General features: G+C 68.7%; 13 protein-coding genes. 1 reads left to right on the forward strand and 12 read right to left on the reverse strand.

Going from position 1 to position 13,785, the window contains the following annotated elements:
- Positions 1-8: 8 nt before the first annotated feature.
- From JWP54_RS16445 to infC, 8 genes are all read right to left on the reverse strand, one after another.
- A complete protein-coding gene (locus JWP54_RS16445) occupies positions 9-917 on the reverse strand; it encodes an amino acid ABC transporter permease (protein WP_297374220.1) in 909 nt (302 codons plus the stop codon).
- Complete coding sequence (locus JWP54_RS16450) at positions 914-1,561, reverse strand: amino acid ABC transporter permease (protein WP_297374223.1); 648 nt, start codon at positions 1,559-1,561, stop codon at positions 914-916. The genes JWP54_RS16445 and JWP54_RS16450 overlap by 4 nt, the downstream gene beginning before the upstream one ends.
- Before the next feature lie 127 nt (positions 1,562-1,688).
- Positions 1,689-2,561 (reverse strand): glutamate ABC transporter substrate-binding protein, encoded by an 873-nt coding sequence (locus tag JWP54_RS16455; RefSeq protein ID WP_297374226.1) that lies wholly within the window; start codon positions 2,559-2,561, stop codon positions 1,689-1,691.
- A gap of 36 nt (positions 2,562-2,597) precedes the next feature.
- On the reverse strand, positions 2,598-3,326 hold the full coding sequence (locus tag JWP54_RS16460) for an amino acid ABC transporter ATP-binding protein (RefSeq protein WP_297374358.1): 729 nt from the start codon (positions 3,324-3,326) through the stop codon (positions 2,598-2,600).
- A 161-nt stretch (positions 3,327-3,487) separates the two neighbouring features.
- Positions 3,488-4,288, reverse strand: a complete 801-nt coding sequence (locus JWP54_RS16465) for an RNA methyltransferase (RefSeq protein WP_297374229.1) — start codon at positions 4,286-4,288, stop codon at positions 3,488-3,490.
- A gap of 107 nt (positions 4,289-4,395) precedes the next feature.
- Positions 4,396-4,788, reverse strand: a complete 393-nt coding sequence (gene rplT / locus JWP54_RS16470; protein ID WP_297374232.1) for a 50S ribosomal protein L20 — start codon at positions 4,786-4,788, stop codon at positions 4,396-4,398.
- A gap of 27 nt (positions 4,789-4,815) precedes the next feature.
- Positions 4,816-5,010 (reverse strand): 50S ribosomal protein L35, encoded by a 195-nt coding sequence (gene rpmI, locus JWP54_RS16475; RefSeq protein ID WP_066594389.1) that lies wholly within the window; start codon positions 5,008-5,010, stop codon positions 4,816-4,818.
- Positions 5,003-5,587 carry a translation initiation factor IF-3 gene (gene infC / locus JWP54_RS16480; RefSeq protein WP_084020755.1) on the reverse strand — a complete coding sequence of 195 codons (585 nt, stop codon included), beginning with the start codon at positions 5,585-5,587 and terminating at the stop codon, positions 5,003-5,005. The genes rpmI and infC overlap by 8 nt, the downstream gene beginning before the upstream one ends.
- 292 nt (positions 5,588-5,879) lie before the next feature.
- Here infC and JWP54_RS16485 point away from each other — a divergent pair, with 292 nt between their 5' ends.
- On the forward strand, positions 5,880-6,230 hold the full coding sequence (locus JWP54_RS16485) for a DUF1844 domain-containing protein (RefSeq protein ID WP_297374245.1): 351 nt from the start codon (positions 5,880-5,882) through the stop codon (positions 6,228-6,230).
- 83 nt (positions 6,231-6,313) lie between these two features.
- Here the strand turns inward: JWP54_RS16485 and JWP54_RS16490 are convergent, their stop codons facing one another.
- The 4 genes from JWP54_RS16490 to priA all read right to left on the reverse strand — a co-directional run bounded on the left by JWP54_RS16490 (position 6,314) and on the right by priA (position 13,776).
- On the reverse strand, positions 6,314-7,093 hold the full coding sequence (locus tag JWP54_RS16490) for a DNA-formamidopyrimidine glycosylase family protein (protein ID WP_297374248.1): 780 nt from the start codon (positions 7,091-7,093) through the stop codon (positions 6,314-6,316).
- The gene (locus JWP54_RS16495) at positions 7,086-12,035 is read right to left on the reverse strand and encodes a DEAD/DEAH box helicase (RefSeq protein WP_297374252.1); all 4,950 of its coding nucleotides are present in this window, start codon (positions 12,033-12,035) and stop codon (positions 7,086-7,088) included. The genes JWP54_RS16490 and JWP54_RS16495 overlap by 8 nt, the downstream gene beginning before the upstream one ends.
- Before the next feature lie 180 nt (positions 12,036-12,215).
- Positions 12,216-13,046 (reverse strand): SseB family protein, encoded by an 831-nt coding sequence (locus JWP54_RS16500; RefSeq protein WP_297374255.1) that lies wholly within the window; start codon positions 13,044-13,046, stop codon positions 12,216-12,218.
- Positions 13,030-13,776, reverse strand: coding sequence for a bifunctional 1-(5-phosphoribosyl)-5-((5-phosphoribosylamino)methylideneamino)imidazole-4-carboxamide isomerase/phosphoribosylanthranilate isomerase PriA (gene priA, locus JWP54_RS16505; protein WP_297374258.1), 747 nt, complete (start codon positions 13,774-13,776; stop codon positions 13,030-13,032). Before priA ends, JWP54_RS16500 begins: the two co-directional genes overlap by 17 nt.
- Positions 13,777-13,785: the final 9 nt, after the last annotated feature.

Genomic DNA, 13,785 nt, shown 5'->3' on the forward strand with positions numbered 1-13,785 from the left:
TCCGTGGGTCAGAGACCGGAGGCTGAACCGCCGGCGCCGACGCCGGCACTCAGCGGCGCGTCGGGCATCGGTTCCGGAGCGGGAGCGACGAGCTTGCCCGCCTTGGGGCCGGAGCGGCGGGCGATGAAGCGAGCGAACCAGGACAGCGACAGGTTCATCGCGAGGTAGATCGCGAGAACGACGAGGAAGAAGGAGAACAGGTACCGGTTGCCGAAGAAGTCGGGCAGGTTCTTGACGCCCACTCGCAGCAGTTCGCTGTACCCCACGATGAACGCCAGGGAGGTGTCCTTCAGGAGCACCACCAGCTGGGCGATGATGATCGGCAGCATCTGGCGGAACGCCTGCGGGAATTCAATTCGGAATCGGGTCGACAGCGGGGTAAGGCCGATGGCCAGGCCGGCTTCGCGCTGGCCGCGCGGCAACGATTGGATGCCCGCACGGAGGGCTTCACCGATGATCGCACCGTTATAGATCGCGAGGGCTGAGACACCGGCCCAGTACGACCCCGTCGAGAACACGAGCAGGATGAAGAGGATCATCAGCAGGACGGGCATACCGCGCACGAACTCGAGGATGATTGCTGTCGGGATCCGGATGGCCTTATGAGCGGCCGTGCGGCCGAATGAGAACAGCACGCCGATGATCAGGGCCAGCACTGCCGCGACGCCAGCCATCTTGAGGGTTGCGAGCACGCCTCCTCCGATTGAGCGCCAGACCTGCACGTCGGTGAAGACGTCCCAGCGGGTCGCATCCCACAGCCCGGGCTGAACGGCGCCGTTTGCACTCGCCTTCGGTGCTCCCATCGCCAGGATCAGCCAGGTCAGGATGGCCAGCAGCAGCACAATGCCGACGACGGAGATGACACGGGATCGGGCGCGTGCCCTGGGCCCTGGGGCGTCGTAGAGGACCGAGCTCATCGCAGCACCGCCACTTTCTTTTCCACCCGGGCGGCGATCTGCCCGAGGGTGATGGTGATGATCAGGTAGAAGAACGCGACGGCGGCCAGGATCGCGATGACGGCGTCGCCGCGATCATTGACCACCCGGCGGCCGGCGCCGAAGAGTTCGAAGACGAAGAACGCGCCGGCGACGGAGGTGTTCTTGGTGAGAGCGATGAGGACGTTGATCAGCGGAGGGATCACCATCCGCACGGCCTGCGGCATGATCACGTAGCTCAGCGACTGGCCGAAGGTGAGGCCGACGCTGCGGGCGGCCTCGGCCTGGCCGACGGGAACGCCGTTGATGCCGGAACGCAGCGCCTCGGCGACGAACGGTGACGTGTAAACGGTCAGGCCGATCAGGGCCAGCACGAAGAACGGGGGCGAGAACTGCAGGTAGGGCAACAGGAACGCGCAGAAGAACAGCACGAGGGTCAGCGGGGTGTTGCGCACGATCTCGGTGTACACGGTCGCGAAAGCGCGGAAGGACGCGATGGGCGAGATCCTCAGGCCGGCGACGATGGTTCCCAGTACAAGCGCGCCGATGCCGGAGAAAATCAGCAAACCGAGCGTGTTCTTGAAGCCTTCTAAAAAGAGCGGCAGGTTTTCGAATACTGCGTCCAAGACTCACCTCCTCTTATGTGTTGGTCTTCAGTTGGTCAGGTTCTGGGTGTGCCCAGATGACGGAGTCCAGGTGAAACTGCCGATCGGGGCGGCCGGTGCGGCCACCCCGATCGGTTGTGCGGTGCTGCTAGTAGCGGTCGACCGCCGGCGGTTCCGGCGTCTCGAGCACCGAACCCGCGGTGGCCTCCCAGGCCTCAGCCCAGGTGCCGTCCTCGTAGGACTCTTCGAGGACGTCGTTGATGAAGTCGCGGAACTCGGTGTCGTCCTTGGCCAGGCCGATGCCGTAGGGCTCCTTGGTGAACGGGTTGCCGACAACCTCGAACTCGCCGGCGTTCTGGTCGGCCAGGCCGGCCAGGATCACGTTGTCGGTGGTGACGGCGTCAACCTCGCCGCTGCGCAGCGGGCCGAGGCAGTTGGAGTACGTGTCCGTGGCGATGATGTTGGTCGTGTACGCCGCGATGTTCTTCTCCGACGTCGATCCGCTCACGGTGCAGACGCTCTTGTCGGCGAGGTCATCCGGTCCGGTGATCTTCGCCTCGTTGCCCGCAAGTACGAGCAGGTCCTGGCCGGCTTCGTAGTACGGGCCGGCGAACGAGACAACTTCCTTGCGGGCGTCGTTGATTGTGTAGGTGGCGACGACCAGGTCGACGTCACCGTTCTGGATGAACGGCTCGCGGTTGGCGGAGACGGTCTCGGTCCAGGTGATGCCCGACGCCTCAATGCCGAGCTTCGCGGCGATTAGCTTGCCGATTTCGACGTCGAAGCCGACGGGGTTGCCATCCGGGCCCTTGAGGCCGAAGAGGGGCTGGTCGAACTTGGTGCCGATGGTGATTTCGCCGGCCTCGTTCAGGGCGGCCATCGTGGTGCCCTCTTCGAACGTGACGTCTTCTTCAACGGGTGCCGCCGTCGGCGTGCCTGCGCCGGAGTCGGTGCAGCCGGTCAACGCGATCGCGCCGACCAGAGCGATGGCAGAGATCATTAGACCCTTGTTGCGTCTCATGGTTTCCTCCTGTGTGCTGTGTGTCTCGCCGACCAGTTAGTGGGCAAGTATTTTGGAGAGGAAGTCTTTCGCTCTCGTGCTCTGGGGGTTGGTGAAGAACTTCTCCGGGGTCGTCTCCTCGACGATGTCGCCCTCGGCCATGAAGATGACCCGGTCGGCGGCGCGACGGGCGAAGCCCATCTCGTGCGTGACGACGATCATCGTCATGCCTTCGTTGGCGAGGTCGACCATGACCTCGAGCACCTCGTTGATCATCTCGGGGTCGAGCGCACTGGTCGGCTCGTCGAGCAGGATCAGCTTCGGGTCCATCGCCAGGGCGCGGGCGATGGCCACACGCTGCTGCTGGCCGCCGGACAGCTGGGACGGCATCTTCTTGGCCTGATTGGCCACGCCCACGCGTTCGAGCAACGCCATGGCCTTCTTCTCGGCATCGGCCTTGCTCATGCCGCGTACCTTGATCGGGCCGAGCGTCACGTTCTCGAGAACCGTCTTGTGGGCGAACAGGTTGAACGCCTGGAACACCATGCCCACATCGGCTCGGAGCTGGGCGAGGGCCTTGCCCTCTGCCGGCAGTTCCTTGCCGTCGATGGTGATCGATCCGTTGTCGATGGTCTCGAGCCGGTTGATCGCACGACAGAGGGTCGACTTGCCCGAACCGCTCGGCCCGATGACCACGACCACCTCGCCGCGGTTGACCGTGGCGTTGATGTTCTTCAGAACGTGCAGGTCCCCGTAGTTCTTGTTGACGTCCGTCATGACGACCAGTGGTTCCCCCCGGCGCACTGTGATGTTGGACGTCGCCGGTGATGCGTCTGTTGGCTCCATACCCACCAACTTAGGCCCGTGGGGGCCGGACAGACCACCCTTGCAGCGGCTTTAACCCGGTCGGTAACCCAAACGTAATAGACGCCCGACCGGGAAAGATGCTATGCGCGCTGGGAGAACGCGCTCTCGTACAGGCAGACGGATGCGGCGGTCGCCAGGTTCATCGATTCGGCGTGTCCGTAGATGGGAACGCTGATCGCCTTGTCGGCCATCGCGAGGTCTTCCTCGGTGAGGCCGCGGGCCTCGTTGCCGAACAACCACGCTGTCGGCGCGGCCAACAGGCCGCTGGTTCGGGCCTCGAGCAGGTCGTCGCCCTTGATGTCGGCGGCGAGGATCTGCAGACGTGCGAACTTCGCGCGCTCACGCACATCCGCGAGGGTGGCACCAACGGCGACGGGCAGGTGGAAGATGGACCCGGTGGAGGACCGAACCACCTTGGGGTTGTACAGGTCGACGCTGCGGCCGGTGAAGATCACGGCGTCGGCGCCGGCGGCATCCGCTGCCCGGATGATGGTGCCGGCGTTGCCCGGGTCGCGGACCTCTTCGAGGATGGCGATCAGCTTGGGCTCGTTCGCGAAGATCTTCTTGATCGAGGTGGGGAACTGGTGGCAGACGGCGACGAAGCCCTGCGGGGTGACGGTGTCGGCCATCGTCTCAAGCACCTGCTCGGTGACGAACTCCACGTCGACACCGGCGGCGACGGCGGCATCGGCGATGTCGGTGTAGCGCTCGAGCGCGGTGGGCGTCGCGTACAGCTCCACGACGAGTTCCGGGCGGAAGGTGAGGGCTTCGGAGACGGCCTGCGGGCCCTCGAGGAGGAACAGTCCCGTCTCGGAGCGGGCGGCTCGGTTCGCAAGTTTCGCGACGGCACGCACGCGAGGAGATCGGGGGTTATCTAGCATGCTCCCAGTTTAGGTGTCGCACCCCTCGCCCAGAGAATGCCCCGCCGGGCACGCAAAACGGGAGCGGCCGCCAGTGGCGACCGCTCCCGTGGGACATGCAGGTGGATCTACTTCGCTGCAACAACCTTCGGTGCGGAGGTGTCGGCGGGCAGTGCTGCCTTGGCGCTCTCAACGATGGCCGCGAAGGTGGCGGGCTCGGTGACGGCGAGGTCGGCGAGGATGCGGCGGTCAACCTGGATGCCGGCCAGGGCGAGGCCCTGGATGAGGCGGTTGTAGGTCAGGCCGTTCGCACGGGACGCAGCGTTGATGCGCTGGATCCACAGGCGACGGAAGTCACCCTTGCGGGCGCGACGGTCACGGTAGCTGTAGACGAGGGAGTGAGTGACCTGCTCCTTGGCCTTGCGGTACAGGCGTGAACGCTGACCGCGGTAACCCTGGGCGCGCTCAAGGATGACGCGACGCTTCTTGTGGGCGTTGACGGCCCTCTTTACTCTTGCCATTTTCTAATTCCTTTAGGGGTACGGGGCCTAGTGGCCGAGAAGCTTCTTGATGGCCTTGACGTCGGCCTTGGCGAGAACCTGGTCCTGGTTCAGGCGTGACTTGCGCTGCGTGCTCTTGACCTCGAGGTTGTGGCGAAGTCCGGCCTGCTGCTTCATGATCTTGCCGGAGCCAGTGACCTTGAAACGCTTCTTTGTCCCAGAGTGGGTCTTCTGCTTAGGCATTCTTTTCCTCCTGTTTGGCTGCTTTATCGGCAGCTCTATGTGCATTGGCCTCTGCCTTGGCCTCTGATTTGTTCTTCAGCGGGCCAATCACCATGACCATGTTTCGACCGTCGATGGTCGGGCTCGATTCGACTGAACCGAATTCCGCGACATCCTCGGCAAATCTCTGAAGCAGACGTACACCCTGGTCGGGACGGGACTGTTCACGGCCACGGAACAGAATCATGGCCTTGACCTTGTCGCCGGCCTTCAGGAAGCCTTCGGCGCGCTTGCGCTTGGTCTCGTAGTCGTGCTTATCAATCTTGAGACGGAAACGAACCTCTTTGAGGATCGTGTTCGCCTGGTTGCGCCTGGCTTCTTTAGCCTTCTGCGCGGCTTCGTACTTGAACTTGCCGTAATCCATGATCTTCGCGACCGGCGGCTTGGACGTGGGGGCTACTTCGACCAGATCGAGGTCAGCCTCCTGTGCCAGGCGCAGGGCGACATCAATCGCCACGACCCCAACCTGTTCGCCGTTGGGACCAACGAGACGGACTTCGGGGACGCGGATACGGTCATTTGTACGGGGATCGCTGATGCGTCTCTCCTCTACTCAAGCATCGTGGCTACAGCCGAACAACGGATGTCGTCCGGAGACGAAGAGGAGACAATCGCGCGCGCAATCCTGGGTTCTGAAACTTTCCTGGTTCCATCACTCATCAACCGCGTGCGGCACCCTATCTACCGTGCAAGCTGGAAACCAGCAAGCGACGGCGGAGTGCAAACTACCCGGTAACCTTTATGAAGCGGTCAAGCGCGGGTGGGAGATTATCCACTTTCGTACCGAGACTTTCATCTCGGAGCCCGGGTAAGCATAGCAGAGGAAACCAGTGAGCGACAATTACGATCAGGACCAATCCAGCCAGGCGACGCGGGACATCGCGGATGTGGCGGCCGTGGAGATCATCACGACCGCGGCGGTGCACCTGATGAGCGCCTCGGCGGTCAAGGTCGGCCTCGCCGACGACCCCGACACGCAGATCGACCTGGATGAGGCACGCAAGCTGATCACGGCCCTCGCCGGCCTGATCACGGCAGCCGCCCCCGACATCTCCGACATGCACGCGCGGAGCCTGCGCGACGGCCTGCGGTCGCTGCAGCTGGCCTTCCGTGAGGCGTCCAGCATCCCCGACCCGATCGGCCAGGGCCCGGGCGAGAAGTTCACCGGTCCGGTCAACTAACCCTCCCTCGTCGCAACTGTTCCCGCTCCGGACAAATGGCCCCGGTGCGCCGGGTCCATTTGTCCGCACGGGGCACAGCTGGGTCAGGTTTGGCAGACCGGGCACCAGTAGGTGACCCGCTGCTCGAGCTCGCTGCGGCCCAGCTGGCCGCTTCGGATGCGCGTGCCGCAGCGCCGGCACGGCTGGCCTTCGCGCCCGTAGACGAAGGTGCCCATTCCCCGGCGCAGGTTGCCGGTGGTGGTGCGTTCAGACCGGTCGCGGTTGGCCAGGATCAGCCGGTGGCCGAGCGCCACGAGCCCGGCCGGATCGGTGACCTCGCTCATCGGCCGGGTGGGCAGCAGCCCGCGAAGGAAGCACAGCTCGTTCACGTAGACGTTGCCGAGCCCGGCCAGGTTCCGCTGGTCGCCCAGGGCCACCGCGACCGGCCGCTCCCCCACCTCGGTGAGCCTTCGTGTGGCCGCCGTTGCGTCCCAGTCCGGGCCGAGCAGGTCCGGGCCCAGGTAGCCGAGGTGCAGCTCGTCCTCCGAGGTCGGGAACAGTTCCAGGGTGCCCAGCTCGAAGCCCACGGCCACCCAGTCGGCGGTCTCGAGCACGATCCGCGCCTGGAACGCGGGACGGCGCCACTTCGAGCCGTGCCGGTAGAGGTGCCAGCTGCCCTCCATCTTCAGGTGCGAGTGGATGCTCGTCTCCCCCACATGCGCCACCAGGTGCTTGCCGCGGCTGATGACCTCGTGCACGACCTGCCCGGACAGGTCGACGGTGGCGAAGGCCGGCACCCGGATGTCGCACCGGGTGAGGGTGGCTCCGTGCAACGCCTCATCGAGGCTGCGGGCACTGCGGTAGACGGTATCGCCCTCAGGCACTGAGCCTCAGTCCTCGTGGAGTCTCGGTGAAGCCGGCGGCGCGTAGGGCGTCGCCCACCGTGGTGCTGAGCACGAAGTCGGCGTTCACGGTTTCCACGGCGAGCTTGGGCACCCGCCCGGCGGTGACGGTTGCCGCGAGCGAGCGGGTGGCGGCCAGCACGGTGTCGGACGGTGCCGGCCGCGCTGTGCCTGCCTTCGATGCGGCCGGGCCGCTGGGGGCGGCCGGCGCGGACGACTCGGTGTCCCCGTCGTTCTCGTCGGCGTCGGGAGCCCCGACGGCGGGGTCGAAGACCAGCAGCGATTTGCCGCCGCGTTCCACGTAGAGCACCAGTTGCCCGTCGACGAGCACTACCAGGCCGCCGGCCTTGCGGCCGGGCCGGTGCCCGATTCCCTCCGGCAGGGCGGGCCACGGCAGCACGGCACCGTAGGGGTTGGCGGGGTCGGTCGCAGCGAGGGTCACCGCGGTGGGGGCGGAGCGGTCGCCGCGTTCGGCGCGTTCCTGCTGGTTGACGTAGCCGCGCATCCGGTCGATGGTGCCGGCGGTGGCGAACTGGGCGGCGCCGAGGCCCTCCACGAAATAGCCACGCCGGCAACGGCCCATCTCCTCGAAGCCACTGAGGGTCTTGTAGACCAGCGCGAAGCCGCCGAGCACGTTCTCGCCCGTGACGGCGCCCCGGGTGACGACGCCGTAACGCTCAAGCAGGGTCTCCCCCAGCGCATGCGCCCGCCGGGTGGACGAGGTGTCGGCGACCGGCACGATCGACCAGCGGCCCGAGACCGTTGGCGGTCCCTGCCGACTGGGCAGGCTCGGCCGGGGCAGCGCCCGGCCGCGGTGCAGCCGGGCCCGCGGTGCGGCTCGGCGGGTGGAGTGCGCGGTCTTGCCGCCGGAGACCAGGGACCGCACCGGGGCGAAGGTGTCGTTGCTGACCAGACCCGACCAGACCAGGTCCCAGAGCGCGTCGACCAGTTCACCGTCGTCCTGGCTGCCGACCGAATCGGCCAGCTGCCGGAAGAAGTAGCCGCCACCGCTGCCCAGCGTGGCCAGGATCTCCTGCTGCAGCGGGGTGGTCTCCAGCTCGATGGGCACCGGCAGGGTGAGCGGGGCGGTGTCGGCCAGGTGCAGGCTCACCCAGCCGTCGTTGCCGGCGAGCGTGCCGGCCCCGGCCCAGAGGACCTCTCCGGCGTTGGTGAGTTCATCGAGCATCGCCGGGTTGTAGTCGCTGATGCGGGCGGGCAGGATCAGGGTCTCCCAGGCCGAGGCGGGGATGCGGGCGCCCTCGAGCTGCTCGATCACCGAGACCACCCCGTCGATCCCGCGGAGCCGCCCGCCCACGTGCTGCCAGGCCGGCAGGAACCGGCCCAGGGTGCTCTGGTCGACCGGTTCGACTTCGTGCCGCAAGGCGGCGAGCGACCGGCGGCGGAGTCTGCGGAGCACCTCGGCGTCGCACCATTCGGAGCCGCTGCCGTGCGGGCGGAATTCACCTTCGACGAGGCGCCGGGCGTCGGCCAGCCGGCGCAGCGCGCCGAGCGCAATGGCGGTGCCGAAGCCGAACCGGGCCGCGACATCCGCGGTGGTGAACGGCCCGTGCGTGCGCGCGTACCGACTGACGAGGTCGCCGAGCGGGTCGCGCACGCTTTCGGTGAATGCCTCGGGGATGCCCGGGGGCAGTGGCACGCCGAGGGCGTCGCGCAGCCGGCCGGCGTCTTCGATCACCACCCAGCGTTCCTCGCCGGCGATGCCGACCTTGAGCGCCCGCCGGGCGGTGGTGAGGATGTCGAGCAGGGCTTTGGCGTAGCCGGCGGATGCCCGGCGCACGGGCGTGGCTCCGGCGGCGTCAGTTTCGGCGGCGTGCGCCCCGGCCTCGTCACCGGTGTCCGCCGTGTCGGAGGCGGTCGCGGCGGCATCCGTCCCGGCGGCCGCGGCGCTGTCCGGCGCAGGTTCGAGCCGGTCGGCGACCTCGGCGACGGTGAGCGGGCCCAGGCCGCGCAGCAGGTCGGCGACGCCCTCGAGGCCCCGCGCGCGGCGGTCCGGGGCAAGTCGTTGCAGTTCGGCGTCGGTCTGGTCGATCACGGCGGGGTCGAGGAGTTCCCGCAGCTCCACCCGGCCGAGCAGCTCGGCGAGCAGGCCGGAGTCGATCGAGAGCGCGGTGGCGCGGCGCTCGGCCAGCGGCGAGTCACCCTCGTACATGAACGCCGCCACGTACCCGAACAGGAGGGCGTTGGCGAACGGGCTGGCGGAGTTCGTGCTGGTCTCCACCAGCCGGATCGCGCGGCTGCCCACCTGCTTGGCCAGGCTCACCAGCGCGGGCAGGTCGTAGACATCCTGCAGGCACTCGCGGATGGTCTCGAGGATGATCGGGAACGACGGGTATTCGCGGGCCACGTCCAGCAGCTGCGAGGCCTTCTGCCGTTGCTGCCAGAGCGGCGAACGGCTGCCCGGCCGGTAGCGCGGCAGCAGCAGCGCCCGGGCGGCGCACTCGCGGAACCGGGAGGCGAACAGCGCCGAGCCGCCGACCTCGTCGGTGACGATCTGCTCGAGCTCGTCGGGGTCGAAGACGAAGAGGTCGGCGCCGGGCGGTTCGGTCTCGGTGTCGGGGATGCGCACCACGATGCCGTCGTCACTGGCGACGCAGGCACCGTCGATACCGAACCGCTCGCGCACCCGGGCGCCCACGGCGAGGGCCCACGGGGCGTGCACGGTGAGGCCGAACGGCGAGTGCAGGATGACCCGCCAGTCGCCGAGCTCGTCCCGGAATCGTTCGACGACGAGTGTCTGGTCCGTGGGCAGGTAGCGGGTGGCGGCGCGCTGCTCGTCCAGGAAGGCCAGCAGGTTGGTGACGGCGCGGTCGTCGAGGCCGACGGCGCTGCAGCGGGCGCGGGCCTCGACGGGCGAGAGAGCCGTCACCTCGCGGAGGAACGCGCCGATGGCCGAGCCGAGCTCGGCGGGCCGGCCGAGGCCGTCGCCCTTCCAGAACGGCAACCGCCCGGGCTCGCCGTAGGCGGGCAGCACCAGCACCCGGTCGTGAGTGATCTCCTGGATGCGCCAGCTCGTGGCCCCGAGCGCGAACACGTCACCGACGCGGGACTCGTAGACCATCTCCTCATCGAGTTCACCGACCCGGCGGCCGGTGGGCTGGTCGCCGCCGACCATGAACACGCCGAACAGGCCGCGGTCCGGGATGGTGCCGCCGCTGGTGACGGCGAGGCGCTGGGCGCCCGGCCGGCCGGTGAGCAGGCCCGCGTCGCGGTCCCAGATGATGCGGGGGCGGAGCTCGGCGAACTGGTCGGAGGGGTAGCGGCCGGCGAGGAGGTCGAGGGTGGCCTCGTACGCCGAGCGGGGCAGGGTGGCGAACGGGGCGCTGCGGCGCACGGCGTCGAACCACTCCTCGGCGTCGACGGGTTCGAGGGCGACGGCGGCGACGGTCTGCTGGGCAAGGATGTCGAGCGGGTTCGCGGGCACCTGAAGCGATTCGATCATGCCCGACACCATCCGCTCGGCGGCGACAGTAGCGTGGATGAGGTCGGCGCGGTGCTTGGGGAAGATGATGCCGCGGGAGACTTCGCCGACCTGGTGGCCGGCCCGGCCGACGCGCTGCAGGCCGCTGGCCACCGACGGCGGCGATTCGACCTGCACGACCAGGTCGACCTCGCCCATGTCGATGCCGAGTTCGAGGCTGGATGTCGCGACGACGCAGCGCAGCCGGCCGGACTTCAGGTCGTCCTCGATCATGGCCCGCTGTTCCTTACTGACCGAGCCGTGGTGCGCCCGGGCGAGCAGCGCCTCGGCGCCCTCGGTCTGGCCGCTGCCACCCATCAGTTCGGCGGGCGGCCAGGCCGGGGCGGCGGCAGGGCCGGAAGCGGATGCGATGCCCGCGGCATCCGAGCCACCGGCCAGCACCAGCTCGGCCTCGTCGGCCGCGGCGAGCCGCTCCCCGTAGATCTCGTTGAAGCGGGCGGTGAGCCGCTCGGCCAGGCGTCGGGAGTTGGCGAACACGATCGACGACGAGTGCGCGAGCACGGCGTCCACGATGGCCTCTTCGACGTGCGGCCAGATCGACCCGGTCTGCGGGGCGGCGGCGGAGGTGGCTCCCTCGGGGGCGGGCACGGCTCCGAGGGAGGTCATGTCATCGACGGGGACGACCACGCGCAGGTCGAACCGCTTCTCGTTCTTGGGCGCCACGATCTCCACGGGAGCGACCCCGCCGAGGAACCGGGCCACCTCGGAGGCCGGCCGCACGGTAGCCGACAGGCCGATCCGCTGGGCCGGCTTGGCCAGCAGCGCGTCCAGGCGCTCCAGCGAGACGGCGAGGTGCGCACCGCGCTTGCTCGCGGCCACCGCGTGGATCTCGTCGATGATCACGGTGTCCACGCCGCGCAGCGATTCGCGGGCGGCGGAGGTGAGCATCAGGAACAGCGACTCCGGGGTGGTGATCAGGATCTCCGGCGGCGTCTTCACCAGGGCGCGGCGGTCGGCCGCGGGGGTGTCGCCGCTTCGGACGCCGACGCTGACGCGCACGGGAGCGAGGCCCAGCCGTTCCGCGGCCTGGCCGATGCCCACCAGCGGGGCGCGCAGGTTGCGCTCCACGTCGACGCCGAGGGCCTTGAGCGGGGAGATGTAGAGCACCCGGGTGCCGGTGGGCGCCGGCGGGGCGGATGCGGCCCCGGGCGTGGTCGCGCCGGCCGAGGTGTGGGCTTTCGGCGCGGCGGCATCCGTCGAGCCGGCGCCTTCGGCGGTCACGGCGGCGGACGCCGAGTAGAGCCGGTCGAGGGCCCAGAGGAACGCGGCCAGGGTCTTGCCCGACCCGGTTGGGGCCACGACGAGGGTGTGCGAACCGCGGGAGATCGCGTCCCAGGCGCCGAGCTGCGCCTCGGTAGGCGCGGCGAAGGCGCCGGAGAACCATGTGCGGGTAGCCGGCGAGAGGCGCTGCAGGATCTGGGTCACCTACCCATCCTTGCCGATACCGCCGACGTTGGGCCGGATGCGCCGAAAACCGCGGCTGTCCGCTCCACCGGCTTCCCGCATCCGCTCGTAACTGTTGCCAAACCGGACAATTGCGCCCGGTGTGCCGGGCGCAATTGTCCGCACGGGCAACAGTCGTGCCGCGAGGACTGGCCGGGCGGGTCAGGCGGAGGCGACCAGTTGCACGCGCAGCGAGTCGACGCCGGTGGCGATCACGTCATTGGCGGCCCAGCGGGCGGCGAGGCGGGCCAGGGTGGCGTCGAGGTCGGTGCGGCTGAGGCCGTCGACGAGTTCCAGGCGCACGACCAGCTCAGGTCCGGCCAGTCGGGACTGCGGGTCGCCGGCGGTGAGGCTCACCGACAGCGCGGCCAGTTCACTGGTGATGGACTCTTCGAAGGCCGCCGCGACCTGGCGGCTGGCATAGCTGGGCGTCCACGGGGTGTCCTGCGCGATCGCCCAGAGCGCCGGCCGGCGCACCACGAACTCGGTGTCGGCGGTCGGGTCGAGCACCACCAGGTCGGTGTTCTCCTGGGCGGCGGCGAGGGCCACGCGCACGGCGTCGGCGGGCACCGGGCGGGCAGCGGCGTTCCAGGCTCGCATGGCGGCGGCGGCGGAGAACACCGGCAGAACCGCCCGGCCGTCCGGGCCGGCGACGGTGATGATGGACAGTTCCTGGGCCTTGTCGACCCGGAGGCCATGCGGGCCGGCCGCATCAGCCGGAGAGTCGTCATCGCCGAGGGCTGTCACCAGCGGGATCAGCAGGCGGGCCGAACGGATGGCGTCGATGACGCCTTCCTCTCCCAGTTCCCGGGCGCGGAACCGGCCGACCGCCTCGATCAGGGCGGGTGGCGCCAGGCCGTCATCGTCATCGAACTCGGTGTGCTCGATCGACCGGCCCGCCCACGCCTGGCCGGCGGAGTCCGCGGCCGGATCACCGGCGGCGCCGACATCGGCCGGCCCACCCGTGGAGCCGAGGTTACGCGCCGGAGACATCCAGCGCCTCGGCGAGGGTGAAGGCGCCCGCGTAGAGAGCCTTGCCCACGATCGCGCCTTCCAGGCCGAGGGGAACGAGTTCGCGCAGCGCTGCAATGTCGTCGAGGCTGGCGATGCCGCCGGAGGCAATCACCGGACGGTGGGTGCGGTCCATGACCTCACGCAGCAGTTCGATGTTCGGTCCCTTGAGGGTGCCGTCCTTGGTGACATCCGTGACCACGTAACGGGTGCAGCCGGCTTCTTCGAGACGCTCGAGCACCGTCCACAGGTCACCGCCGTCCTTCGTCCAGCCCCGCGCGGCCAGGGTCGTACCGCGCACGTCGAGGCCCACAGCGATGGAATCGCCGTACTGCGCGATCACACTGGCGGCCCACTCCGGGTTCTCCAGCGCGGCGGTGCCCAGGTTGATGCGCTTGACGCCGGTACCGAGGGCAGCCTCGAGCGACCTGTCGTCGCGGATGCCGCCGGAGAGTTCCACGTTCACGCCACGGAGCTGCTTGATGACCTTCTTGAGCACTCCGGTGTTGTTGCCCCGGCCGAAGGCGGCGTCGAGGTCGACGAGGTGGATCCACTCGGCGCCCTGGTTCGCCCAGTCGAGCGCGGCATCCATCGGGTCGCCGTAGTTGGTCTCGGTGCCGGCCTCACCCTGAGTGAGGCGAACGGCCTTGCCGCCGGCGACGTCGACGGCCGGGAGGAGAACCAGCTTCGGGGTCTTGTTGAACTCGGTCATGGGGGTGCC

It is taken from the genome of Cryobacterium sp. (assembly GCF_025463825.1).
Lineage (GTDB): Bacteria > Actinomycetota > Actinomycetes > Actinomycetales > Microbacteriaceae > Cryobacterium.

Coding starts and splice junctions, on each gene's coding strand:
- JWP54_RS16445 (WP_297374220.1), bottom strand. CDS start 917: ATGAGCTCGGTCCTCTACGACGCCCCAGGGCCCAGGGCACGCGCCCGA.
- JWP54_RS16455 (WP_297374226.1), bottom strand. CDS start 2,561: ATGAGACGCAACAAGGGTCTAATGATCTCTGCCATCGCTCTGGTCGGC.
- JWP54_RS16465 (WP_297374229.1), bottom strand. CDS start 4,288: ATGCTAGATAACCCCCGATCTCCTCGCGTGCGTGCCGTCGCGAAACTT.
- rplT (WP_297374232.1), bottom strand. CDS start 4,788: ATGGCAAGAGTAAAGAGGGCCGTCAACGCCCACAAGAAGCGTCGCGTC.
- rpmI (WP_066594389.1), bottom strand. CDS start 5,010: ATGCCTAAGCAGAAGACCCACTCTGGGACAAAGAAGCGTTTCAAGGTC.
- JWP54_RS16500 (WP_297374255.1), bottom strand. CDS start 13,046: ATGTCTCCGGCGCGTAACCTCGGCTCCACGGGTGGGCCGGCCGATGTC.
- priA (WP_297374258.1), bottom strand. CDS start 13,776: ATGACCGAGTTCAACAAGACCCCGAAGCTGGTTCTCCTCCCGGCCGTC.